This is a genomic window from Micromonospora andamanensis, assembly GCF_016863495.1.
Taxonomy (GTDB): domain Bacteria; phylum Actinomycetota; class Actinomycetes; order Mycobacteriales; family Micromonosporaceae; genus Micromonospora; species Micromonospora andamanensis.
In genome coordinates, this window is record NZ_BOOZ01000024.1 from 19,406 (window position 1) to 41,484 (window position 22,079).

The 22,079-nt window shown below is 69.7% G+C and carries 28 protein-coding genes; 2 read left to right on the top strand and 26 right to left on the bottom strand.

Features of this window, described 5'->3' with window-relative positions; translation table 11 throughout:
• Positions 1 to 2: 2 nt before the first annotated feature.
• From Van01_RS19640 to Van01_RS19650, 3 genes are read right to left on the bottom strand one after another with little or no spacing between them, the layout of a single operon-like run.
• Positions 3 to 1,295, bottom strand: coding sequence for an alkaline phosphatase D family protein (locus Van01_RS19640; RefSeq protein WP_204009344.1), 1,293 nt, complete (start codon positions 1,293 to 1,295; stop codon positions 3 to 5).
• A gap of 2 nt (positions 1,296 to 1,297) precedes the next feature.
• Positions 1,298 to 3,502 (bottom strand): hypothetical protein, encoded by a 2,205-nt coding sequence (locus Van01_RS19645; protein WP_204009346.1) that lies wholly within the window; start codon positions 3,500 to 3,502, stop codon positions 1,298 to 1,300.
• Positions 3,503 to 3,505: 3 nt separating this feature from the next.
• Entirely contained in the window at positions 3,506 to 5,467 is a 1,962-nt protein-coding gene (locus Van01_RS19650; protein WP_204009349.1) for a phage tail tape measure protein, read from the bottom strand.
• A gap of 92 nt (positions 5,468 to 5,559) precedes the next feature.
• Here Van01_RS19650 and Van01_RS19655 point away from each other — a divergent pair, with 92 nt between their 5' ends.
• Positions 5,560 to 5,925: a DUF732 domain-containing protein gene (locus Van01_RS19655; RefSeq protein ID WP_204009351.1), complete on the top strand. Its 366-nt coding sequence runs from the start codon at positions 5,560 to 5,562 to the stop codon at positions 5,923 to 5,925.
• On the opposite strand, the gene Van01_RS19660 is transcribed toward Van01_RS19655, so the two are convergent.
• From Van01_RS19660 to Van01_RS19735, 16 genes are all read right to left on the bottom strand, one after another.
• Complete coding sequence (locus tag Van01_RS19660; RefSeq protein ID WP_204009789.1) at positions 5,926 to 6,180, bottom strand: hypothetical protein; 255 nt, start codon at positions 6,178 to 6,180, stop codon at positions 5,926 to 5,928.
• Positions 6,111 to 6,683, bottom strand: coding sequence for a DUF7426 family protein (locus tag Van01_RS33130; RefSeq protein ID WP_239099173.1), 573 nt, complete (start codon positions 6,681 to 6,683; stop codon positions 6,111 to 6,113). The genes Van01_RS19660 and Van01_RS33130 overlap by 70 nt, the downstream gene beginning before the upstream one ends.
• Positions 6,683 to 7,441: a phage tail tube protein gene (locus Van01_RS19670; protein ID WP_204009354.1), complete on the bottom strand. Its 759-nt coding sequence runs from the start codon at positions 7,439 to 7,441 to the stop codon at positions 6,683 to 6,685. Before Van01_RS19670 ends, Van01_RS33130 begins: the two co-directional genes overlap by 1 nt.
• 16 nt (positions 7,442 to 7,457) lie before the next feature.
• On the bottom strand, positions 7,458 to 7,904 hold the full coding sequence (locus Van01_RS19675; protein WP_204009355.1) for a minor capsid protein: 447 nt from the start codon (positions 7,902 to 7,904) through the stop codon (positions 7,458 to 7,460).
• A 14-nt stretch (positions 7,905 to 7,918) separates the two neighbouring features.
• On the bottom strand, positions 7,919 to 8,218 hold the full coding sequence (locus Van01_RS19680) for a hypothetical protein (protein ID WP_204009792.1): 300 nt from the start codon (positions 8,216 to 8,218) through the stop codon (positions 7,919 to 7,921).
• Between the two features lie 42 nt (positions 8,219 to 8,260).
• On the bottom strand, positions 8,261 to 8,602 hold the full coding sequence (locus Van01_RS19685; RefSeq protein WP_204009356.1) for a hypothetical protein: 342 nt from the start codon (positions 8,600 to 8,602) through the stop codon (positions 8,261 to 8,263).
• A gap of 4 nt (positions 8,603 to 8,606) precedes the next feature.
• Positions 8,607 to 8,999, bottom strand: a complete 393-nt coding sequence (locus Van01_RS19690; protein WP_204009358.1) for a hypothetical protein — start codon at positions 8,997 to 8,999, stop codon at positions 8,607 to 8,609.
• 74 nt (positions 9,000 to 9,073) lie between these two features.
• Positions 9,074 to 9,661: a hypothetical protein gene (locus Van01_RS19695; protein WP_204009360.1), complete on the bottom strand. Its 588-nt coding sequence runs from the start codon at positions 9,659 to 9,661 to the stop codon at positions 9,074 to 9,076.
• A 3-nt stretch (positions 9,662 to 9,664) separates the two neighbouring features.
• Positions 9,665 to 10,012: a cupin domain-containing protein gene (locus Van01_RS19700; RefSeq protein WP_204009363.1), complete on the bottom strand. Its 348-nt coding sequence runs from the start codon at positions 10,010 to 10,012 to the stop codon at positions 9,665 to 9,667.
• Complete coding sequence (locus tag Van01_RS19705; protein WP_204009366.1) at positions 10,012 to 11,016, bottom strand: major capsid protein; 1,005 nt, start codon at positions 11,014 to 11,016, stop codon at positions 10,012 to 10,014. The genes Van01_RS19700 and Van01_RS19705 overlap by 1 nt, the downstream gene beginning before the upstream one ends.
• 18 nt (positions 11,017 to 11,034) lie before the next feature.
• Positions 11,035 to 11,745: a hypothetical protein gene (locus Van01_RS19710; protein ID WP_204009369.1), complete on the bottom strand. Its 711-nt coding sequence runs from the start codon at positions 11,743 to 11,745 to the stop codon at positions 11,035 to 11,037.
• 65 nt (positions 11,746 to 11,810) lie between these two features.
• On the bottom strand, positions 11,811 to 13,757 hold the full coding sequence (locus Van01_RS33135) for a phage minor capsid protein (protein ID WP_239099174.1): 1,947 nt from the start codon (positions 13,755 to 13,757) through the stop codon (positions 11,811 to 11,813).
• A gap of 3 nt (positions 13,758 to 13,760) precedes the next feature.
• Complete coding sequence (locus tag Van01_RS19720) at positions 13,761 to 15,335, bottom strand: phage portal protein (protein ID WP_204009382.1); 1,575 nt, start codon at positions 15,333 to 15,335, stop codon at positions 13,761 to 13,763.
• Positions 15,336 to 15,359: 24 nt separating this feature from the next.
• Positions 15,360 to 15,611 carry a hypothetical protein gene (locus tag Van01_RS19725; protein WP_204009387.1) on the bottom strand — a complete coding sequence of 84 codons (252 nt, stop codon included), beginning with the start codon at positions 15,609 to 15,611 and terminating at the stop codon, positions 15,360 to 15,362.
• Between the two features lie 29 nt (positions 15,612 to 15,640).
• Entirely contained in the window at positions 15,641 to 16,927 is a 1,287-nt protein-coding gene (locus Van01_RS19730; RefSeq protein ID WP_204009404.1) for a PBSX family phage terminase large subunit, read from the bottom strand.
• Positions 16,917 to 17,444: a helix-turn-helix domain-containing protein gene (locus Van01_RS19735; protein WP_204009409.1), complete on the bottom strand. Its 528-nt coding sequence runs from the start codon at positions 17,442 to 17,444 to the stop codon at positions 16,917 to 16,919. Before Van01_RS19735 ends, Van01_RS19730 begins: the two co-directional genes overlap by 11 nt.
• Positions 17,445 to 17,542: 98 nt before the next feature.
• Here Van01_RS19735 and Van01_RS19740 point away from each other — a divergent pair, with 98 nt between their 5' ends.
• Positions 17,543 to 17,947 (top strand): hypothetical protein, encoded by a 405-nt coding sequence (locus tag Van01_RS19740; RefSeq protein ID WP_204009414.1) that lies wholly within the window; start codon positions 17,543 to 17,545, stop codon positions 17,945 to 17,947.
• Positions 17,948 to 18,124: 177 nt separating this feature from the next.
• Here the strand turns inward: Van01_RS19740 and Van01_RS19745 are convergent, their stop codons facing one another.
• The 7 genes from Van01_RS19745 to Van01_RS19775 form a co-directional block, all read right to left on the bottom strand.
• Positions 18,125 to 18,352, bottom strand: coding sequence for a hypothetical protein (locus Van01_RS19745; protein ID WP_204009417.1), 228 nt, complete (start codon positions 18,350 to 18,352; stop codon positions 18,125 to 18,127).
• Positions 18,349 to 19,326 (bottom strand): tyrosine-type recombinase/integrase, encoded by a 978-nt coding sequence (locus Van01_RS19750; protein ID WP_204009433.1) that lies wholly within the window; start codon positions 19,324 to 19,326, stop codon positions 18,349 to 18,351. The genes Van01_RS19745 and Van01_RS19750 overlap by 4 nt, the downstream gene beginning before the upstream one ends.
• A gap of 188 nt (positions 19,327 to 19,514) precedes the next feature.
• Positions 19,515 to 19,820 (bottom strand): hypothetical protein, encoded by a 306-nt coding sequence (locus tag Van01_RS19755; protein ID WP_204009436.1) that lies wholly within the window; start codon positions 19,818 to 19,820, stop codon positions 19,515 to 19,517.
• A 59-nt stretch (positions 19,821 to 19,879) separates the two neighbouring features.
• Complete coding sequence (locus tag Van01_RS19760) at positions 19,880 to 20,140, bottom strand: hypothetical protein (RefSeq protein ID WP_204009439.1); 261 nt, start codon at positions 20,138 to 20,140, stop codon at positions 19,880 to 19,882.
• A 16-nt stretch (positions 20,141 to 20,156) separates the two neighbouring features.
• Positions 20,157 to 20,819 (bottom strand): hypothetical protein, encoded by a 663-nt coding sequence (locus Van01_RS19765; RefSeq protein ID WP_204009442.1) that lies wholly within the window; start codon positions 20,817 to 20,819, stop codon positions 20,157 to 20,159.
• A gap of 9 nt (positions 20,820 to 20,828) precedes the next feature.
• Positions 20,829 to 21,221 carry a response regulator transcription factor gene (locus Van01_RS19770; RefSeq protein WP_204009445.1) on the bottom strand — a complete coding sequence of 131 codons (393 nt, stop codon included), beginning with the start codon at positions 21,219 to 21,221 and terminating at the stop codon, positions 20,829 to 20,831.
• Positions 21,222 to 21,224: 3 nt separating this feature from the next.
• Positions 21,225 to 22,073 carry a hypothetical protein gene (locus Van01_RS19775; RefSeq protein ID WP_204009448.1) on the bottom strand — a complete coding sequence of 283 codons (849 nt, stop codon included), beginning with the start codon at positions 22,071 to 22,073 and terminating at the stop codon, positions 21,225 to 21,227.
• Positions 22,074 to 22,079 lie beyond the last annotated feature (6 nt).

Here is a 22,079-nt window from a genome sequence, read left to right on the forward strand (position 1 = left end):
TCCTACAGCGGCAGGACGTGAGAGGCCGGTGGCTGATGCCGGCGAGTCAACCGGGCCAGCGGCAGCGTGGATGTGTGCCACCTCCACGGCTGGTCCATCACCCAGCCGGTGCCGGTGACGGCTAGCTGGCTGCCGATGTCGTGGATCTGCACGGTGCCGTACTGGCCCCGGCCGCCTTGAGTTTGCCCAAGGTCGTACTGACTGGTGCCGCCGGACGGGGTGGAGTCGAGCGAGCTGAAGCAGTAGACGGGGAAACCGCCCCAGGAGTTGCCCGTGCCGGTGTCCATGCCCAGGGCATGCACATCGCCGCTGACCTGGCACATGCGCGATAACCAACCGGTGTCGCCGAACAGCTGCACCAGCTCGTCACGCTCGGTGCCGAACACGCTCCAGGTGTCGACACCCGAACCCATCCACTGCCGGGACATCACCCACACCAGGTACTGGGCGTCGAAGCCGGGAGCAGACAGGACAGACTCCATCCAGGATTTCTGGGCGCTGCCGAGCATCGTCTTGCTGGGCCCGTCGGTGTCGGTACCTGGTGACGATTCCGACCGGGCGTCGGACACGATGTACAGCACCCGGCCGGCGCCGAACGAGTGGTAGATCGCCCCGGACTCGGCGAGCGGATAGTGAGGCACCCGCTCGCGGTACACCTGCCGGGCCGCGGGCCGTCCTGTTGCGGTGGCGTCGCTGTCGTTCGTGGCGTAGCAGTGGTCGTCCCAGGTGAGGACGAGTGGCCGGTTCCGGTAGAGCAGGCCCTGGCGGGCGGTCGCCCCCAGGGTGCCGTTGTAGGTGAGGACGTCGTCGTAGGCGGTGCGGTAGCTCGCCGGGGTGTTCGTCGCGATGTCCCGGTAGTGCAGGTCCCCGCCGTGGATGAAGAACAGCGGATCCAGCACGTGTTGCCTGATCACGTCGAATACCGGGTGGTTGGACACCTTGCTGTCGGTGTACCCGCCTGAGGCCGTGTTATTGATGCTGCCCGCGCAGGTGGCCATCGCGAACGCGTACGACGCAGGCTCCCCCAGCACCGGATGGGTGCGGAAACTGCCCTGCCAGGCCGTATCCACAACGCTGTCGTGCTCAAACGCGTAGTGGTACTGGGTGTCCGGATCCAGGCCGTCCGCCTCGATGCTGGCCACCAGCTCGGAGGTGGGCGCCACCGGCCCGAAGTAGGCCGGCGAGGTCAGCGACGGCGACTCGGACACGACCAGCCGGGCGTTCGCCGACGACGACACCCTGCCCCGCACCCACGCTGATGACTCCGTGACCGCACCCACCCACAGGTTGCTCACGCTCACGTCGGTACCGCCTGCCGGCTGATCCGCACGCCGATCCCCTCCGGCATGTCCCACCCCAACGGCGCTGCCAGCGTGAACGTCTGCGGAGACACCGTTCCGCTGATCGCCGTCACCTGCACCGGCACCCCCGCCACACTCACCATCAGCGGGAAATCGTCTGGCCGCTCCGCCGTGGTGATCCACCGCCGGTACGGACTCGTCGTGGCTACCAGGAGTTCTGTATCCGACGCCGCCGCCGCGGTGGCCAAAGCCGATCCCTTGGTATCCAGCCGTCCGAACACGGAGTCACCTAGCACGAAGACGAACCACGGGCTGGCAGGCTCGACGTTGAGGACCGCCCGCCAACTCCGGCGGCCCCTGAACGTCTCGGTCGCGCCCACAATCAGCTGGTCGATGACACCCGGCACCGCCTGCCGCGGCGGATTGATCACCTGCATACGTGACCCCGGCCGGCACTGCACCCAGGACACGGCCAGCTCGCGACGGCTCGACAGGTTGATCGGCACCGACGGGTAGCGGGGCTCCCGAACGGTGGACAGGTGCAGCCACCACGCGGCGATCTCGGCGAGACCGTCATCGGTCGGGGTGTTGACAGTGACCGGCCGCTCAATCTCCCCCTGGCGTACGACGCTGTCCTGGTCCTCGGCCGTTTCCGAAGCCCCACCAACACGCTCCACCGTTACCCGGTTGCGTAGCAGCTGGTCGTCGCCGGCCGGTTCGAACGGCAACCCGAGCTGCCCCTGGCTGGCGTCGAGGAGGAGCGCCACCTCGGGGTTGTAGCGCAACACCCGAGGCAGATAGGCGAGCCCGAAATCCGCCTCGTAGAGCAGGCCACCGTCGGTGGTTTCACACTCCTGGTACAGCTGCACGGGTGTGCCCGCCCGCTGTGACCCCATCCGGGGCGTCTCATCACCGGCAGGAAGCGTCGGGACGGCGATCCGGACCCCGTCCTCCTCGCCCAGCCGAGGCAGCCGCAAATCCGCTGGCTCATACAGGAAGCCGGCGAACGTCCCGTAGTGAAGCCCCACTCCCGAGTTCGAGTCAACCTGGGAGACGAAAAACGGCGTTGGATGATCGGCGTTGATGGCCAGGTGTCCCACGGGTAGCGGAACCGTGCATGTGGCCCCGCTGCGGTTGATCCAGACACGGGTCGGTGGGGCTGTCGTCCCGGAGATCGTGCCTGTCACGGTCCACGACGAGGTGGGGTGCCACCACCATAGGCCGGCGCGGATGGTGCCCGGCGACTCCTGCCACACGCTCAGGTCGTAGCCGAAGAGGCTGGTGAAGATGCCGGAGTCGCTAGCCACGGTCGTGGCCGCCCCATCTTGGTCGATCGCCACGATGTGCGTGCCGAAGGTCGGCGAGATAGTCGGGTCGACCACCACCTGCCATCGCACGTAGGTGCCGCCCGGGGTTTCGACCTCCATCACCACGATCGGGCCGGACAGCGTGGAGGAGTCCTGCACCTGGATCCACGTGTTGGCTGTCCATCCGTCCGGTCCCGAGCAGGCCGCGATCACCTCTGGGGCGAGCACTGCGGACATCCGTGCTCCGCCTGAGATGTCGGCGAGACGGCCGGTACCGAACTGGAGGTCGCCGTTCGTGAGCTCCAGCTGCTCCAGGTCGGCGAACGCCAAGGTGCCGCCCTGTACGGTCAGCGGTGCATGGCCGGAGAAAGCCGATCCGGCGATCGTCGCGCCGGAGCCTTCCTCCATCGGCCAGTACGCGACCGATGCCCGCCGGATCGTCCGGTACATCGCCGATCGGGCCGGCGGGTTGCCCCTACCGAGGCGGGCCAGCACACCTACGGCCTCGATCTTGGCGAGTGCCATCCGTGACGAGCCGCCGGGCAGCGTGAGCGGCCACTTCTGGACGAAGCCGCTGAAACGATTCCGCCACCCTGCGCCGTCGCCGAGGTCGATGTCGAAAGCGATGGGCACCCACGTCTCCACGTACGGCCAGTACGGGCTCATCCCGTTGTACGCGGTGAAACGGCCGTCATTTTTCAGCGTCAAACTGAGCGTGGAATGCTCGGCCTGACCAGCACCCGACGACCGGCCCCAGGTAATCGTCACCTCGTCCGGAACATGCCACCACTCGGTGACATCTGTCCACTCCCAGGTGTCCGGATCGTCGGCCACGGCCGCACCGAAAGCGATCCGGATCCGCACCGCCAGAGGGTCACCGGTCAAGTACGACATGGCTCACCCATCCACGAGCTTGACGATTCCGCCGGAGGTGGTCTGCGCCATCTCGCGCAGCACCAGCACCAGATCACGGCCCCGGACCTTGAACTCGCCGGTCAACCGACGCTCGGCATGCTGGCCGCTGCTGAAGCTGCCGCCGCCGGTCAGCGGCTGGACTGCCGCCCCTTGGCCGAGGTGCACCAGCTCGGGGCCGGCCTCGCCGACCACCGCCAGGCCGTCACGCAGGATCCGGCCGCCCTCGGCGAGCATCGGGATGTTGGGGGTGTTCAGGGTGACCGAGGGAATGCCGATGCCCGCGATCGAGCCGCCGCCGATCGTGAAGCTGAGGCGGTTCCACCGGCCGATGATCCAGTTGATCGCGTTCTTGAAGCCGGACTTCAGCGGATCGAACATCGACCGCAGTTTGCTCGCCATTTTGCCTGGGAGTGACGTCATGAATCGGTTGAATGCGATCGCTTTGTCGATCACCCATTGGAAGATTTCGCGGCCGTATCGGCCGACCTTTCGCCAGGTGCCGGAGAACAGCGCCCACCAGGCTTTCGCCCCGTCGACGAGCAGGCCGATGAGCCACGACCAGCCGCCGACGATCCAGTTGATCGCCCACTCGACGAGGGCTTTCCCGCCGTTCCACAGGGCCGACCACAAATCCTGGAACCATGTCGTTTTGGTGGCGATCAAGACGATCGCGGCAACCAACAGGAGCACACCCAGAACGATCCAGGTAATCGGGGATGTCCATAGGGCGAGGTTGAGGATGGCCTGGACGACCGCCCACACCTTCAGGGCAGCGGCTACCACGCCGATCACAACCGCGAGGGCACCCAGGCCGACCGCCAGCGGACCAACCACCTCGGAATGCTCGCTGAGGAACCCGACGACCTTTTCGAGGTAGGGGATCGCCTGGGCCATCGTGTCGGCGAGCGCCGCCATGGCCTGCCGCTTGAACGACTCCAGCTTCTGCGAGCTGGACTCCTCCAGCGTGTCGCCGAGTTTCTCGGCAGCGCCGGTGACGGTGCCGAGCCGGTCAGCAGCCGTTTCGACGTCGAGAGCGAACAGCGCGTCGCCGAGGTCCTCTGCCTTCGTACCGAACAGAGCGACAGCCGCGGCGTCCTGGGCTACCGGGTCCTTCATCGCCTTCAGCCGTTCGAGGACGACATCGAGGCCGGCCTTCGCGCCCTCGCCGCCCTTGGCTATCTGGGCGGTCATCTTCTCCGCGTCAAGGCCGAGAGCCCGGTAGCCGTCGGCGGCGGCCTCGCTGCCGTCGATCGCCCGGATCGAGAACTCCTTGAGCGCGTCGGCAACGGTGTCGGCGTCCCGGGCGCCGGCCTTCAACCCCTGCTGGAGCAGGCCGAGAGCCTCGGCGCCGTCGAGACCAAGGTCGCGGAACTTCGTCGAGTACTCGGAAACGGTGTCGAGCAGGTCACCAGCGTGGTCACCGGACTGCTGGAAACCACGGGTGAGCAGGTCGAAGGCTTCCTGTCCGTTCTTGGCGAGGCCGTTGCGGATCATCTGCCCGGCTGCCCGGGCGGTCGCGGTCACGTCCTGGTCGAAGACCTGCGCCAGGGACTGCGCCTTGACCGTCAGTTCCTCGATCACCTCGTCGGAGTCGTCCTCCGACACCAGCCCCGAGGAGAGCACGGCCCGGACGGCGTCGCCGATCTGCTGGGCGCTCTCCCCGAAACCGCGGGCGTAGATCGAGCCGGCGATCCGGCCCATGTCCTCGGCGTACTTCGCGTCGCCGCCGAGCTGGGCCGCGAGCCGGGTCTTGGCCGCATCGACATTGAGGGCGTTGACCAGGCCGCCGCCGAGAGCTGCGGCGATGGCCACGCCGGCTGTCGCGGCAGTGGCCTTCATCTGATCGCCGTGTTCCTTGAGGTACCGCTTGCCCTTGGCCAGGTCACGTCGGAACGGGTCGAGATCGGCCTTGAGGATCGTGTTCAGCTCGCCGAGCTTGAGCACAGTGGCCCTCCCTCCCGTGTCAGGTAGGCGACGGATCGTGTTGACCGAGGTCGGTACGGTGCGCCGGTCACCCACCGAGAGAGGGAGCAGAGATGAAGCAGCAGGCGAAGCGGAGCCCCATACCTGGCGTGATCGGGCTTCTCGTGCTCACCGGGCTGGTCCTGATCGGCGTCCTGTTCGTGGTGCTCCCCGACGCTGACGAAGGCGCCCCGGTGGCCAGCACCCCGACGGGCACAGCCGTCGACGAGGCCGCCTACCTGGAAGCTCTGGCCGCCATCGATCCCGAGTTCGTTGACAACGAACGGTCAGCGATCGGCGCCGGAGAGAACATCTGCCAGGAGATCGAAACCGGCAAGGAGGCGGACATCGTCGAGACGAACGCGGCCAAGCGGTTCGATGCCCCCGCAGCCGAGGGCGCCGCCATCGTCAAGGCCGCCCGTACGCACCTCTGCCCCTGATCAGCGACGAGACCCCTTCGGAACCTCCGGCATCTCCGGCTCCGGGGCGAGAGCCCGATACAGCCGGGTGTCCGCCGCCAGCAGACCCAGGATCCGCGTTTCGAGCCACCGCCACGACCTGGAGGCCAACAGCCGCGGCTCCGCCTCCAGGTCGAGGCCGTACTCGCTGGCCAGGTCGGCCTCGATCAGCCGCCACCGGGAGAGGATCGCCGACCACGCGACCGGCTCCCCCCGCCGCCGCTCCTCTGCTGGGATCTCGTACCAGTCCCAGAGCCCCGAGACGGGGTCGTACTGGCCTCGCCCGTACTCGTGGTCCGGGAGGATCCGCCCTTCGCCGCTGCCCTGCGTTGCGCCCGGTTCGCCGCCGGGCGCAGTGCTTCCGGGCGGCCTCCACTCCGCCACCAGCGGCCGGCCGTCTCCTCATCGGAGATGATCCAGATGTAGGCCGTGGTGGCGCAGTACTGGATGTAGTGATCGGGCACCTCGGCCGTGCGCATCTGCTCGTACACCGGCCCGAGAACCCGCTCCGCCAGGGACATGTCGCCGGGCATCTCCGGGACCGCCTCGACGCGGGCGACCGCTGCGCGGATCTCCTGCTCGCTGCTGGCGTTGTGGATCTCGCCGGTGGCGATGGCCATCCGCCGACACCACAAGCCGAGGTCGGCGGATGGCAGCGGGATCGTGTACTCCGCGCCCAGCACGGTGAGGACCAGGCCAGGCTGAAAGTACTGGTCGAGATCGTCGAGGCGAGTTGCCATCAGGTGTAGACGTAGTTGTCGGCCGCGGTGTCGGCGGACTGTCCAGCGTCGGTCGTGACCCGCACAGCGACGGTGCCGGCGGTGCCGGCCGGGGCGACCGCGACGATGTGCGAGTCGTTGACGATGGTGTACCCGTCGGCGGGGTTGGCGCCGAAGTCGACGTCGGTCGCACCGGTGAAGTGGTTGCCGTACACGTTGATCAGCTCGCCGCCGGCTTCGTCGCCGGTCGCCGGAGACAGCCCGGTCACGACCGGCGTGAGGTCGGCTTCCGGGTTGGTGATCTCGGTGAGTGGACCCTGCCCCTGGATGACGAGGGTGACGTTCTCGACGTCGCCGCTGGCGTTGCCGTCGCGGGTCCACGCCTTCACGTAGGCGCGGCCCTCGTACTCGTAGCCGCTGTCGAGCCCTTCGCGGTCGTAGATGCGGATGCCGAACTCCCCGGCGGTCACCGGTCCAGTGACGGAAGCAAGGAACTTGGTTCGGAGGAACCGGTGGACCGTGTCGAAGGCGGACCCGTCCTCGTTCAACGAATACTTGATCTTCGGTTCGAGGCGCCACTGCGCGCCGGTCGTCGCCTCCCGCAGCCAGCCCTCGTCGTCGTACACCTCGTCGTCCTGGACGCGGGGCTCGATGATCGGGGCCAGCTCGTACACGCCGCGCAGGATCTGGTACTGGCTGGCGGGGTAGGTGGCGGTGTCGATGTCGATGCGGAGCCGCCGGGCGAGGGCACTCCTGCGGTCGGTGGGGGTCGTCGACATGGGACGCCTCGCTCTCTCAGTCGTGACGGTGGATCGTCGGCCTCATGGCCTCGACGTAGTAGTTGCTGCTGGTCTCCCACCGGCCGTTGTTGTCCTGCCCCATGGACGTGTAGGAGCGGTGAGAGATTTGGACGACTGCGATCCCGCCGACGGTCAGGTTGCTGGCGGAGTCGAGCAGGTCGAGGCAGGCGTCAGCGATGTCCTCGGCGACGCGCGGGTCTGTGGTGCCCCGGGTACGCAGCTGCACGCCCTGCACGAAGTCAGCAATCCCGATGGGAGACGGCACCCGGTACGGGGCGAGGGTGATCAGCCGGTCGGGTTGCTGGGGGATGCCCCGGACGACGATGGCGATCTCCTCGGCGGTGTACCCGCCAGTCGGCCGCCAGGTGCCGACGTCGGCGGCGTCGAGCAGTTCAGCGAGGCCGGTGATGAGTCGGGAGGTCCAGCCGTCACCGGTCGCCATCGGGCCTCCTGGGGCTACTGGAGCGGCTTACCGGCCGCCTTGGCCTGGATAGCGAGCATCGTGTCCTGCTCGCTGTTCATCGGGTCTTCGAGGTACTTGGCCTTGCGGCCCTGGTCGTGCCGCAGCGTCATGTCCTCGTGTTGACGGACCGCGTAGGGGCGGTCGTAGGACACGGCGACGGCCATCTGCTGATCGTCCCGGGACACCTCACCAGACCGTTCGAGGTCGCCTTCCTCGTGGGGCACTTCGCCGCTGGAGACCTGGAGGAGATGCTCGGCGGACAGTTCCAGGCCGTCCATGGTGGCGCTGGCCATCACCGCGAGGATCTTCTCGTCGTGCCACTCCAGCTCCACGGCTTACTCCAGCGCCAGCTCGACGTGTTCGGGCAGGGGTAGCCCGTGCGCGGACACGTCCGAGCGGGCCAGCACCCGCGACGTGCGGCCCGCCCAGGTGACCCGGGAGCCGGGCGGGCAGGTGATGCCAGGCGGGGCGTAGACGGTGGTGCTGGAGACCTGCTCGCGGCCGGCGGCGTCCTGCGTCTGCACCCGCACCAGGCGGCGGGACTGCTCGACCACGCACGGGGTGACATCGGCCGCCGTAGCGTAGACGTCGCCGTACGCGCCGGAGCCCTGATACGCCTCCACGCTGACCGTGGCCGGGGTCGGGATGTGCGCGGCGATGAACTCTGCCCAGGTCACGGCGTCACCATGTCTGCGGTCCGTGGCCGGTCAGCCCGGCGGCCTGGAGGATCTGCCAGGCTTGCGGCCACAGTGGTCCGATCCGCGACGCCTGAGCCGCGGAACCGCCGGCTCCCTGACCACCCCGCACCACCGACACCTTGCCGATCGAGAACGATGCGGTCGGGGCCGCGGCGCCGGTACCCGTGCGGTCTCCCGAGTCGAGGATGCCGGCGACCTGCTCGCACGTAGCCTCCATCAACGCGGTCACCACGTCCGGATCCTCCGGGTCGTAGACGGCGGTGAGGAGCGCCCGGTCGACGTCCCGGGACGCCCGGGTGAGCAGCAGCTCAACGTTGACGCCGGCCGGCACCGTGACCGGGTACGCCTCCAGCTGCTCAGGTGTCGCGTACGCCATGCTGCCCTCCCCTCGATGGTGTGGCGGGGCCCGGCCGGACGGGGGGCCGGCCGGGCACCGTGCTCACTCGGTCGTCAGGTGAGGACGACGTACGGAACGAACTGCTTCGCCGTCGGCGTCGCGATCGTGGCCGGGGCCGTGGCCGCCAACGACGAGCCGGACGACTGGGACAGGTTCCGCTCGCCCGTGACGATCGCCGGTGCAGCCACGCAGCCCAGCAGCGTCGGCACCGCGGTCGCCTTCACCATGATCCCGACCCAGTAGATCCCCGACTCGGGGATCGTCTGCGCCGCCGCCAGAGCGAGGGTCTTGGTGGTGTTGGCCGCCCACGCGGTCGACGTCTGGTCGGCGGTCTGCGCCAGCAACGCGGGCGTGGCCGCGTTGCTGTACAGGGCAAACCAGTAGTTGGTCGGAGTGTTCGCCGCCGTCGCTCCGGACCGGGCGGAGATGTTGGTGATGACGTCCCCTGCGTGCAGGTAGATCGGCACCGACGTCATGACCTCGGTCGTCAGCGCGACCTGGCCCGTGTCGCCTGCCGAGTCGTACAGGCCAGTTCGGGGCAGGTTGCGGCGAAAGAACCGGTCCGGGCTGGACGGGTCCGCCGCGTTGAGGTGCGCGAGGGCGTCACGGACGTTGCGCGTGTAGCCGCCGTGGACCGTCATCGGTCAGTCCTCCTTCGGGCCGAGGACGTGCTCGGCCAGCTCGTCGCGCTTGAGCGCGGTCGCCTCGTCGAGGGTGAGCCGCTTGTCGGCGGCTGCCTCGCTGGTCACGTACGCGACCCAGGTGTCCTTGAACGCCCCGCGAGGCGGAATGTCCGTGGCTGCGCCGGCGGCCGGGGTCGCGTCCACCGAGGGTTCCTCGGTGGACGCGGTGATCTCTTCGACCTTGTAACCGTGCCGACGGAAGTACGCGAGAGCCGCCTCGCTCTCCGTCTCACCGACGCTGTCGTTGAAGGCCACTCCGGCGATGGTGGACACGACGTGGGGCACCGGGGCCGTGATCCGGTACCGCATCAGGTGCCCTCCACTCGGATGTTCCGCCAGACCGCGGCGGCCTTGGTCGCCTTCAGCGCGACGGCGACCGGGCCCAGCTCGACCTCGCCGGACTTGACCGCGCCCGGCACCGAAAAGTCCGGCATCCAGGACTGCACGAGCTGGCTACCGACCGTGGTCACGCCGTGGAAGCCGTCGAGTGCGACGCGGTAGGCGTACAGGTCGGTGAGACCCGTGGTCGAGCCGCCCACGTTGCGAGTCTCGACCGGGATGATCGGAGTGGTGGAGCCGGCCTTCTCGCCCGGGTCGGCGAAGAACACTCCGCCGTACGACTCCCGGTTGATCGGCCGCCCGTTCGGGCCGAGCAGGCCGTCGATCGGGTCCCGGACGTACAGGCCGGTGCCTCGCACGATCGAGCGGACCTTGGCGAGGAGCTTCTTGTTGCCGAGGAGCACGGTCGGCGTGCCGTCCAGCAGGCTGAGGAACTCGTCGAGGTCGTCGAGCGCGGTCAGGCGCTTCTCCGTGGTGTCCAGGGTTCGCCAGTCGGTGACCGACGACGCCCGGAACTCCGTGCTGGAGCCGGCGAGGGCCTTGTCGAGGCCATCGAAACCGTGGGCGTCCACCGCGGTGTCCCCGTTGATGACCTCGTCCTGGAACTTGGTCCGGGTGGCCTTGATCTTCTGGGCCATGTTCAGCGCGACGGCACCCGAGGCGGCCGGGCCGATCCGGGCGATCACCCGGTCAACGGTGAATGCCCCACCCATGACCGCCAGCTCCACCGTGTGCTTGGTGGTGGTCACGTTCTGGGCGGCGTACTCGGTGTTCAGCTCACGCGTCGCCGCGGTGGGCTGGGTCGCGAGCCGCCGGTAGCCGTACTCCATGGTGGCGCCGCCACCAGCCGGGTTGACCGCGTCATCGAAGATCAGCGTGTCCAAGACCACGCTTTCCTTGCGGAACTCGTCGATGACGGTGGCGTCGAAGTCTTCCTGGGCGTTGTTGCTCGCCTCAGCGAGGGTTACTGGCATGACACCCCCTCCAGGGTGTTAGCCGCCGAGCTTGCGCTTGACGGCGTCGGTGAGGGAGGTCGAGCGGCTACGGCCGCCGGTTCCTCCGGTGTGGTCGGCTCCCTGGCGACCGGTTCCGGACCCTTGGCCGGCGGTACCTGCGGCGAGCTTGGGGTTGGCCTTAACGGCCTTCTTCATGGCGGCCACGACCTGGTCGTCGTAGTCGTCCGCGTCGGGATCCAGCTCCTTGACCGTGTCGCGGAAGCTGGCGGAGTCGATGACGGCCACCGGGTCAGCGCCGGCCTTGCTGGCGTTCTCCCGGATGGCCAGGCGGAGACTCTTGTCGCGGAGCTTCTGCTGGGCCTTGTCTGCCGTCTCGCGGGCGGCTTTGAGCTGCTCGGCGGGATCTTCTTTGCCGTCGGGGGTGAGTCCGGCGGCCTTGAGGATCGCGGCGACCCGCTCATCGGCGGCTTTCTTCGCCTCCTTGGCCTTCTTCTCACCCTCGCGGGCGGATGCGAGTGCCCGGGCGTGCCGCTCGGGATCGAATTCGCCCTTGATCTCCGGAGTCTTGCTGCCGGAGTCTTCGTTGCCCTGGCCGCCCTCGTTGCCCTGGCTGCCGTTGTCGGCGGTGCCGCTGCCACCCTCGGTGGAGCCGCTGCCGGTCGGGCCGCCGGGGTCGTCTCGGCGCGCCGGCCCACGGTAGGCGAGGCCGCCGATGGCGAGGAGAGTACGGCGTCGGGTGCGGTGCATGACGTGGCCTCCTTGAGGCTGGTCGTGGTGGGGTGTTGCTGGCCCGGCCTTGCCGGGTGGCCTGGTCAGCGGCGCGGTAGGTTGCCGGCGCCGGGCTGCTCGCGGTAAGGGAGTCGCTTCAGCTCGGGGTTGGCGGCGAGGTGATCGCGCATTGCGGCCTGCCACCGGCGGACCTTCGCCGCAGCTCCAGCCCTGGCCTCGTCGGTCAGGGCCGCAGCCTCGCGCTCTTTCCACTTGCGGATGCCGCGCTCGATCTCCCGCTGCCGCTCCTTGGCCTCGTACCCCTTGGCGTTCGGGGTGAGCCGGGCCGGGCGGCGGGTCGCACCGGGCAGGTACGCCCTGAGGCTGTGCGTGCAGTTGTGCACTACAATTCCACTTGCGACATACCAACCGTCGCCAGTCTGGAGGTTGTACACGTGCCCCGCGTACTCACGCCTGACCAGGTCGACCACCTGATCCGCCTCTACCATTCCGGCGAGCGCCAGTACGACCTCGCGGCCCGCTTCGGCATCAGCCAGGCCAGCGTCAGTCGCTGGATCCGCGTCAGGGGTGCCGCCATCAGCCGCGGCCAGGCCGCCGAGCGACGCGCCGGCCGGATGACCAGCGAGGAACGCAGCCAGCTCGCCGCTGCCGCCCACGATGCCGTCCGCGGCATGGCCCGAACCACCGACGACCTCGAACGGCGCGCCCGAGGCAAGCAGCGCACCCGTGCCCACGCCACGGCGGACGAACTCGCCGTGGCGGCACTTCTGCCAGGCTCCATCCCCCAGCAGGCCATCGGTAAGTACAACATCGACATCGGAGCCGAACCCGTCGCCGTGGAACTGTTCGGGGGCAACTGGCACGCGGATGGGCGCCACCGGGCTCGCCTGCCGCAGCGCGTCGAACACATCGCCGATGCGGGCTGGAACCTGCTCATCGTCTGGTCCACACTCGGCCGCACGCTCGACGTCGCCGCGGTAGCGGAGGACGCTCTGGCCTACGTGGAGCTGTCCCGCCGCGACCCAGCCTTCCGGCGTCAGTACCGGGTGATTTGGGGTGACGGGCAGCTCATTGCCGCTGGCTGTGTGGACGACGACGATCGGACCCTCATACCGCCGGGCGTCCGCCGCTACGACACCGCTGGGCGCTAAGACCAGGACGTCACCGGGGAAGCAGTTGGGGTGCTGAAGTCCCGCCGCGCGGGCCTCGTCGACCGTGCCGGCGATGTCCACGGTCACTGTGCCGTCGCCGACCATGCTGGGCAGCTGCACCCGGCCCCGTACGCCACCGGAGACGGAGAGGATCTTGCCTTCCCAGGGGCGGCAGCGCGGGCACTCGCGTGGGCTGTCGGAGACGATGACCGTGTCGACCCCGAGCGTCGTGAGCCGGTCTGTTTGGCCCTGGACTGCGGCGCGTTGGGTGACCGTGCGGACGGCCATCTCCACGTAGCTGGAGAGCCGCCAGCGGCGCCCGGACACGTCGGTGAAGCTGACCACGCCCTGGTCGACGAACCGGGCGTACGCCCACTGGCTGGCCTGCCTGCGGGTCATCCCACCTGCCACCGACACACCGGTCGCCTGCGAGATCACCAGCCGGTACACGTCCAGGACGTGGCGGAGCACGTTGGAGTGCTTCGCGCCGACGTCGGCCGCCAGGGCTGCCGCAAGGTTCTCGACGACGGCGATCCGCGGTACGGTTCCGGCCGCCCGAGCCGCGCCGGCCGCGTCCAGGTCGCGGGGTAGCAGCTGGGCGGGCAGGTCGCGGGTGGCAATGCCCTGTCCGGTCCGGTACGCCCTGGCCAGCAGCTCCCGTAGCCGTTCCGCGTTCTCGTCGGCGACCAGGGCGAGGATCCGCTCGACTGCTGTGCGCAGCTGCGCGAGGGCACCGATGCGGGTGACGGCCCAGTCGGGGGCGTCTTGGCCGGCGGCGAGCCTGCGGGTGACCTCGTCGAGGATCGCGGACTCGGCGGCCCGGTAGAGGTCGACGGCGTTGCGGCTGATGGCCTCGATCTGGTCGCCGGTCAGCGCCATGGGCTACTCCTCGGCCGGCGGTGGCTCCTCGTCGCCCTCGGCCCGGTTGGGCTGGTTGCCGGCCAGTGCACCGAGCGCACCGCCGACCTCGATCGGGGCCGGCTGATCGCCCCGGATCTTGTCGACCTCCTCGCGGACCTGGTCGTCGTCCCAATCCGGGTGGACCATCCGCACCTTGGTCTCGACCGATACGGCGGTGGCGGCGTCGAGGAGCTGCACGGTGCGGGCCACCTGCTCCGGCGACTCCGTGATGCTGTCGCCGAACTCGACGTTGGGCCGCTCCTCTTCCGGACCGGCGAAGTGCGCGCGCTCCAGGGCGAGATGCAGCTCGACATACTCCGCCAGGGCTGGGGCCCACGTGGTCACCCGGTCACCGCGGCTGACGAACGTCTGCCGCTCCCTGCTCTGCGCCTCGGTCGCGGTCATGGCGACGTCGCCTTCGTCGCCGAGGGTCTGGGCGGAGAGACCGGCGTGGCGCATCGCGGTCTGCATCAGCTCGTCGAGGGTGGCCTTGTGTTCGGCGGTCCGGATCGCGAATTGGCTGACGGTCAGGCCGGTGCCGGCCTGCTGGCCGGGCATGGCGTTGATCGCCGAGTACACCTCGCGGTCGGCGTCCCAGACGGCGCCCTGGCCGGGCCCGTTGGATTGGAGCATGTACTCCGGCACGGTGATCCGGCCCCGGCCGAGGCGGATGTCCTGCATCCAGGACGTCCACACCTCGTCGATGCGGTCGAAGAGCGGCTCGTTGCCGTCCATGTCGGAGCGGCCGTGGTACTTGAGCGGGCCCAGCTTGCGCCAGAGCCGCTGAGGGCCGGCGTTGGGGATGCGGACCACGTCGAGGCGGTCGAGGCCGGTCGGCTGCGATCCGGTCTCGTCGAGCAGCTCGGCGAGGTGGGCGACGTCGGGGTGCTCGGTGAGCGGTATGGGCCGGCCCAGTTCTTGGTCGGTGCCCTGGTGCAGCGCGTACGTGATTCGGCCGGCGCCGTTAATGACGTCGTGGTGCTCCAGGAGCCGCAGCACCGTGCCGCTGCTCTCGTACACAGTCGACCAAAAGGTGACCTCCAGCAGGCGGCCCCAGCGGATGACGGGGATCGCGGCGTCGGCCGGCACTGCGGTGGCGATGGCCCGGTCCGCAGCGACGTCGCGGTCGATGACGGGGCGGAGGTAGACGTCGCCGAGGGTGGAGCCGATCTCCGCGCCGTGGCGGAGCACGGTGTAGAGGCCGTGCTCGATGAGCCGGTCAACTGCCTCCTGAGCCGCCGTGTTGTCGCAGGCCAGGGCCGGGGGCTCGGCGAAGAGCAGCCCGGCGGACGTGGCCGCGAGGTCGGCGGGCACCGGGACGTGGAGGCGGGTGTCGCGCTGGCCGGCCCGGGGCGGGGTGCCCCACAGGAAGCGGGACAGCATGCCGACCACGCCACCCGCCAGCTGCGAGGGCCGGACCTTGGCCGCGGGGCGTTCGGTGTAGACCTTGACCAGCTCGGCCGGGTCGCCGACGTACCAGGCGTCCCAGGTGCGGTAGGCGGAGTAGGCGGGGGCGTGTGCGGGTGGCGGCCAGGTGCCGCCGGTGGGGATCGGCACCAGGCCCTCCTCGGTCGGTGGTGGTTACGTGCGCCACGCCCCGCGTTCGCGGAGGATCGCGCGGGCCGGTGCCGCCCAGTCCTGCGGTCGCGTGAGGATCCGCATGGTCGGTGGCGGGCGGAACAGGCTGAGGTCCAGCTGCGGCGGGGGCTGCTCGATCGGCGGCGGGGGTGGCAGGCAGCCGGTGCACGACCCGACGCGGCAGGCGGGGAAGTGCAGACTGTTGCCGTACTGCGGCGGGTTGAGGGCCGCAGCGGCGTCGTCGAGATCGTTCATCAGACCCGCTCCACGGGAGTCCTCTCGGGTCAGGCTGCGAACGCGTGGACGGACCGCAGCAGCGGGCGCCACAGCACCTCAGGGGTCTTGATCGCGTACCTCGCGGCGTCGATCGAGTGGTCATCGGCCTTGATCGGCGCGTCCTCGCCCCGCTCGGCGGCCTTGTCGTCCCAGGAGTAGCCGGGGATCTCGTCGATCAGCCCCCGGCACGACTGGTGCACCTTGAGCTGACCGTTGCCGAGCAGCGACGACATGAGCCGGATCCCGTCCAGCACGCTGTTGTCGGCCAGGGCTGGTGTCATGCCGTCCTCGTGCAGCTGGAGCCGCAGCGAGGCCGCCGACGGGTCCACCACCGTCCACTCCGGCCGCAGCCCGCGCAGGCCAGCGCCGCCGGGCACCTCCAGGCCGTCCAGCCAGGCACGCAGCTCGCGGGACAGGCTGGCATCGGTGAGCTGTCGGCGGGCGGTGGCCGGGTCGTGCCGCCACTCGTGGGTCAGGTACAGATGGCCATCCGCGCCGACCGCGAGGACCAGGGCGGCGGTGGCATTGCGGGTACCGTAATCGATGCCCAGCGAGATCCACCGGTGGATCTCGGGCAGCACCGGCACGACGTGGCGGTCCTCGTCCCACATGTCGAAGACAGCGCCTTCGGCCTGGACCCAGCGGCCCTCGATAAACCGCTTGTACCAGAGCCCGACGTACTCGACCTTCAGGTCGGCAACGTACTGCGGGTCGAGGTGCGGGTTGTCGTCGAGCGTGGAGTGCCAGGTGCGGAGGTTCAGCTCACCGACCCGCAGCAGGTACTTCTTGCGCAGCCAGTGGTTGGGTGCGTCCGGGTTGGTGGTGCCGAACAGCTGCGCGCCGGCCACGCTGAGCCGGGCCAGAACCTGGGTGAAGAACGCCTCGGGCACAGTCGTCAGCTCATCGCCGTACGCAAGGCACAGCGTCAGCCCTCTGACCTTGGGCTCGGCCTTGGCGTCGTTCGCGCCGATCACGTCGACCAGGCGGCCGAGGATGGTGCCAGTCGGTGCGCCGGGGGTGTACTTCGTGAGCCGGGCAAGCGGGCCGAAGATCGCCGGGTCGGTGAGGACCGCGAACACGTTCCGGCCAACGCTCTCCCTCGTCTTGCCGAAGAGCAGCACCCGGCCGGAGGTTGGCGCGGTGGCGACGGCCAGGAGGAACCGGAGCAGGCTCGACACCGTCTTGCCGGACCGGACGCTGCCCTGCCAGATGTTCAGGCGGGCGGTGGACTCGACCACGCTCCGCAGGTGAATCGGCGAGAGGGTACGGCTGATGGCGTCGAGGTCAACCGCCATCGCTGGCGGCCTCGGCCTGGGTCAGCTGGTCGTACGCGGCGCCCAGGCCGCGGGCGAGGGCGCCGAGCATGCTCTTGGCGGCGTCGATGCCGGGGTCGGCGTCGTACTCGTCGAGCTTGACCGCACGGTCGACGGCGATGCCGACAGCCTGCATGATCTTCGTCTTGTCGGCGAAGGTCGGCTCGGGCGTCGTCCAGTCGACGCGGATGAACTCCTTGCCGCCGTGGTCGACGTAGTCCGCCGGCTGCCAGAGCTGCCGGCGCATCCGCTCGGCGTCGTCGAGGAGAGCGTTGGCCAGTGCTGCCCGCTTGGCCCGGGCGTCGATTTTCCGGGCCTCGGTCGCGGCCTTCACTAGATCGCCGCGCTCGAAGGTCAGGCCCAGATGGTCGGCGATCCGGGAGACGGTGCGGCCGGACCGGCCGATGCGGCGGGCGATCTCGTTGCGGCTGAGGTGCTGGGCGTGCAGCTCGCGGACCAGCTCGTGGTCGTCGGGGCCGACGGGCTTGGGTTTGGTCATTGGTGGCCTCCGGCGCCTTGTCCGGTGGTGATGGTGGCGACGCCCGGGTTCGAACCGGGGACGGGGCTCAAACTGCGCTGCGTTGCTATGATCCTTGGGTGCCGTACGCCAACCCCGAAGACCAGCGACGACTAGCGAAAGCCCACTACGAGGCCAACCGCGAGATCTACAAAGCACGGGCCGCCGCACACCGGAAGAAGAACCGTGAGGCGATAAAGGCTCTACTCCGCGAGGCCAAGAGCAAGCCGTGCGCCGACTGCGGCATCCAGTACCCGTATTACGTCATGCAGTTCGATCACTCGCCGGGCGAGAAGGCGTTCACCATCGGCGACGCTGGCCGGCGGAACATCGCCCTATCGCGCATCGCGGCGGAGGTTGCCCGCTGCGAGGTGGTCTGCGCGAACTGCCACGCCGAGCGAACGCACCAACGAGGTCAGGCGTACAGCGTCCGCGTGGTACCTGCTCCTGCGGCAACGGAACTGACCGAAGCCACCCTGTTCTGAGCTACCAGCTGCTCCACGTCGCTTCGGGTGCGGGCAGACCGGTCGCACCTCCGGCCTGCCCGCTTACCCGCACCCCTTGCGCGCCGGCCGTCCCCCGGACGCACGACAGCCCGGCGGACCCTGGGGGTCTCCGTCCGGGCTGTGGGCACACTCCGCCTGTACGGCCGAGTGAACAAATCATGCGACCAGGGCGGCTCCAACGTCAACTCGACGCGGCCGACCGCGTCCGCTGAGTCGCGCGTCACGCTCGATGCGGGCCGTTTCGTCCAGGGGTGAATAGCCGGCGACGGTGGTCAAGCCTTTGCGGTCACGCCACCGGCGGATCATGCCCTCGGTGACGTCGGAGCCGAGGGCTGCGGCCAGCTCGGCGGGTGTGCCCCACTCGCGACCCTGGATCGTGATCACGTCTCGACGGTACCGCTCCCGAACCTGGTCAACAGTCGGTAGGCCGGGCTGCGATCCGGGCTGAGTGTCGACCGGTCGTACCCCTCGGTGGTTACCGGGCTGGCGTGGCCCATCGCGTACTGCACGTCGCGGACGGGCACTCCGGCGTCGAGAGCGGAGGTGGCGAACGTGGCGCGGGCTGAGTGCGGGCTGATCCGGTCGGCGAGCACCTCGGGCAGACCGGCCTTCCGGGCCAACCGGCGCAGGAGCCGACGGATTTCCTTGCGGTCGAGCGGCCGACCGTTGGCGGTGGCGACCAGGGGGCGAGGCCCGCCGGTGCCGGCCTGCTCGGCGGGCACCAGTGCGGTGCCGGCGATGTCGGGGCGTTCGGCGAGGTAGGCGTGGAGTCGCAGCATCACCGGCGGCACCAGCGAGGCGACCCGCAGCTTGCCGCCCTTGCCCCGGATGTGCAGCACGCTGTGCCCGCGGTCTTCGCCGAGGTCGGCGGTGGTCGCGCCGAGCAGCTCGCCCACGCGGATGCCGGTGTAGAGCAGCAGGTAGACGATGGCGGCGGCGCGGCGGCTGTCGAGGTCGGCGGCGGCGAGTAGTGCGGCGGTTTGCTGGTCGGACAACGCCGGGGCCTTGCGGGGTGCGCGGACCGGCCGCTCTTCGCGTTCCAGGAGGGCGGGGTTGCGGGGTGCGGCTTGGTGGCGGATGAGCCAGCCGTACCAGCTGGAGACGGCGCCGAGCCGGCGGGCGCGGGTGTTGCCGGCCTCGCGGCGCTGCTCGGCGAGGTGGGTGAGCCAGAGTTGGATGTGGGCGGGCCAGGCGTCGAGCGGGTCGACGGCGTTGGTGTGGCACCAGCCGAGCCAGCTGGTGAGGTCGCGGGCGTACGCCTCGGCGGTGAGGCGGGATCGGCGGCCGGCCAGGAATGCGGCGACGAGCCTGCCGAGGTGGTCGGCAGGCTCGTCCAGGGTGGCGAGAGCGTTGGTCACAGCGTCCATTGTAGGCCAACAGAACGGAACTTCTGGTGGCATCCGTCAGGTCCAGTACCGGCCGCAGCGGGTGCACCAGAAGTGCTTCGCGCGGCCAGCGTCAACGATCTGGTCAGCAATCCACGACTCCCCGGTCCGCCAGTCGTGGTGGAAGCAAGCGCGGCGTTGCCGCCACCGTCGGAGCCACCTCACGATTCGGCTCCGAGGAACTCGGTGTTCGCCACGGCCCAGGCGATCGAATCCTGGCGGAACGCCTTCGCCTCTCGGGCGAGCTTGCGCCTCAACTCTTCGGCGTGCATGGGCGCGATCTGGATGCACCAGCACGCGTTCTGCCAGGGGTCGGACGGCACTGACTGCCACCGGCCGTGAATCTGCTGGGCATGGTCGCGGATGTGGTACTCCACCAGTGCGTAGAAGTGCGCCCACAAGTTCTGGGTGAGCTTGTCGTCGCTGTTGCCGATGCTGATGTAGACGGTCTGCGTCGTGTCGTCCATCGGTCGGTCCTCTCGGTCGGGGTGGCCCGGGGCGGGTGCACACCCCGGGCCAAGGGCGGTCAGGCGGGCTCGTACGTCGCCTCGAAGATGTCGGGCTTGCACGGGTAGAACTCGCCCTTGACCCCTCGGATCACGTAGTCGCCGATGTCGGCGCGCATCCGGCCTTCGAGCGTGTCGATGTACAGGAACGGGTCAACGGCCGGCATGACCACGTTGCCGCCGTGGCTGCGGATCCAGTCAGCGATGGCGACGTGGTTGCCGAGGTCATCGATCAGCTGCATGGCTTCGATCTCCACGGGCTTCTTGCGGAACTTCTTCACGCTTGGTCCTCTCGGGTCAGTTGGTTGCTCGGGTCGGTGTGGCCCCCGCGACCGCGCCGATCACCGCAGTCCGGGGCCAGATGTGCGCCACCCCTTCGACCGCGCCGGCCATGCCGCACGGGCAGCCGGCACCGACGCACAGGCACACGCAGGTGACGGTCCAGCCGTCGACCGGGCCGGCGCAGTGGACGGTGAGCTGCCGGACGCCGCAGCGGGGGCAGGCGACACCGGGCAGCGGCCGGGTGGATGGCGGGACGGCGATGGGTAGTGCGCGCACCCACGTGTCCTCGTCGGCGAGGTGTCGGTGGACGACGCGGGCGGTGCCGGGTTGGAGTGCGGGCAGGGTGTCGATGACCCACTCCAGTTGGGTCCAGATGCTGGGGGTGGCGCCGATCTGCCGGGCGAGCCAGCCGAGACGGCCGTCGAGGCGCGAGACCAGCTCGCCCCATCTGGTGACCCTGGCTGGGGTGTGGTCGAGCGTCAGTGTGGCGCTGACCGGGTCGCCGTGGCCGCCCACGGGGTGGCGGGTGCCGTAGACGGGGGACGAGATGGGGCCGGCGGCGATCAGGTCGTCGCCGCGCTGTCGGGCTTCGGCGATGGCGCGGCGGACGAGGGCGGCGCGTGCCGCTTGGAGGGACCAGGCGGCGGCGGTGGCGTGGAGGTGGTGCGGCGACAGCACGGTGACTCCTCAGGCGGTGCGGGTGGTGGCGTTGCGTTCGGCGCGACGGCGTTGCACGGTGCGGGCGGACAGGCCGAGGCGGATCGCGACCTGGCGGGCGGACGCACCATGCCGGTCGACGCGGTCCATCGCTTCGTCGCGTTCGCACTTGGCGAGCACCAAGGTCCGGTCACCGCCGAGGGCACGCTCGACGGCAACCCAGTCCGGCTCGGTGACGGTGGTGCGGTGCGCGCCCTTCTTGTTGTGCTCGCGCCCGGGCACGTAGCGCCCACGGGCCTTCTTCGGCTTCGTCGGGGCGGGCCGGTAGGGCTTGCCCCACTCCTCAGGGCAGACGCAGCCGGCGGCGCGGGCCTCGGTGGTTTCGTGGTCGACGGCGCGGCAGATGACGCTGAGGACGATCACCGGTCAGCCCTCCGCCTGCTCGCCCAGGGCCTCGACGGCGGCGACCGCAGCGACGGCGGCGATCTGGTCGAGGAACACTTCGTCGCCGAATGCGGCCACCGCCCGTCCAGTCGCCGGCCATGCCTTGCCGAGCCGCGCGCGGATGGCCTGCTCCATCCGGTTCCGCAGCTGCTGGTCGGTCTCCTGCGCGCGGGATGGCGGAACCGAGGCGACGGCGGTGACGTGCGGGGGGCTTCCGGCCGGTCGGGGCTCGATGTAGCCGCGTAGCACCTGGTCGGCCCAGAAGCGCAGGTTGGTGGCGGTGCCGCGCCAGGTGGCGAGGGTGATGGCGTGCTGCTCGTCGAGGGGTTCGAGGCGGTCGCTGGGGTCGATGTGGTTGGCGGCCCAGTTGAGGGCGTCGGCGGCGATGCGGTCGCGGGTGGTGGTGTCGAGCGGGGTGGCCTGTTGCCGGAGTCGGGCGTTCTCGTTGGCGTAGGCGGTGTTGGCTTTGCGCAGGCTGGTGTTGTCGGCGGTGAGGCCGTCGATCTGGCGGCGCAGGAGGGTGCGTTGGTCGGTGAGGTCGGCGATCTGGTCGCGTAGGTGTTCGGCGTGGGCGGTGGCCTTGTCGAGCTGGGCGGCGAGGTTGTGGGCGGCGTCGTGGGTCTCGGCTGCGGCGGCGGGGAGGCCGTTGATGACGGCTTTGGGGTGGTGGAGGGCTTCGGCGGTGGCGTGGAGGATCGCGGCGTATCGGTCGCGGTCGGTGCGGGCCTCGCGGAGCTCGTCGAGGGCTTCGCTGAGTTCGTCTTCGGCGGTGGCGGCGCGGCCTTCGGCCTGGGCGTAGTCGTCGGCGTGCATGGCGTCGAGGAAGGTCATTTGCGG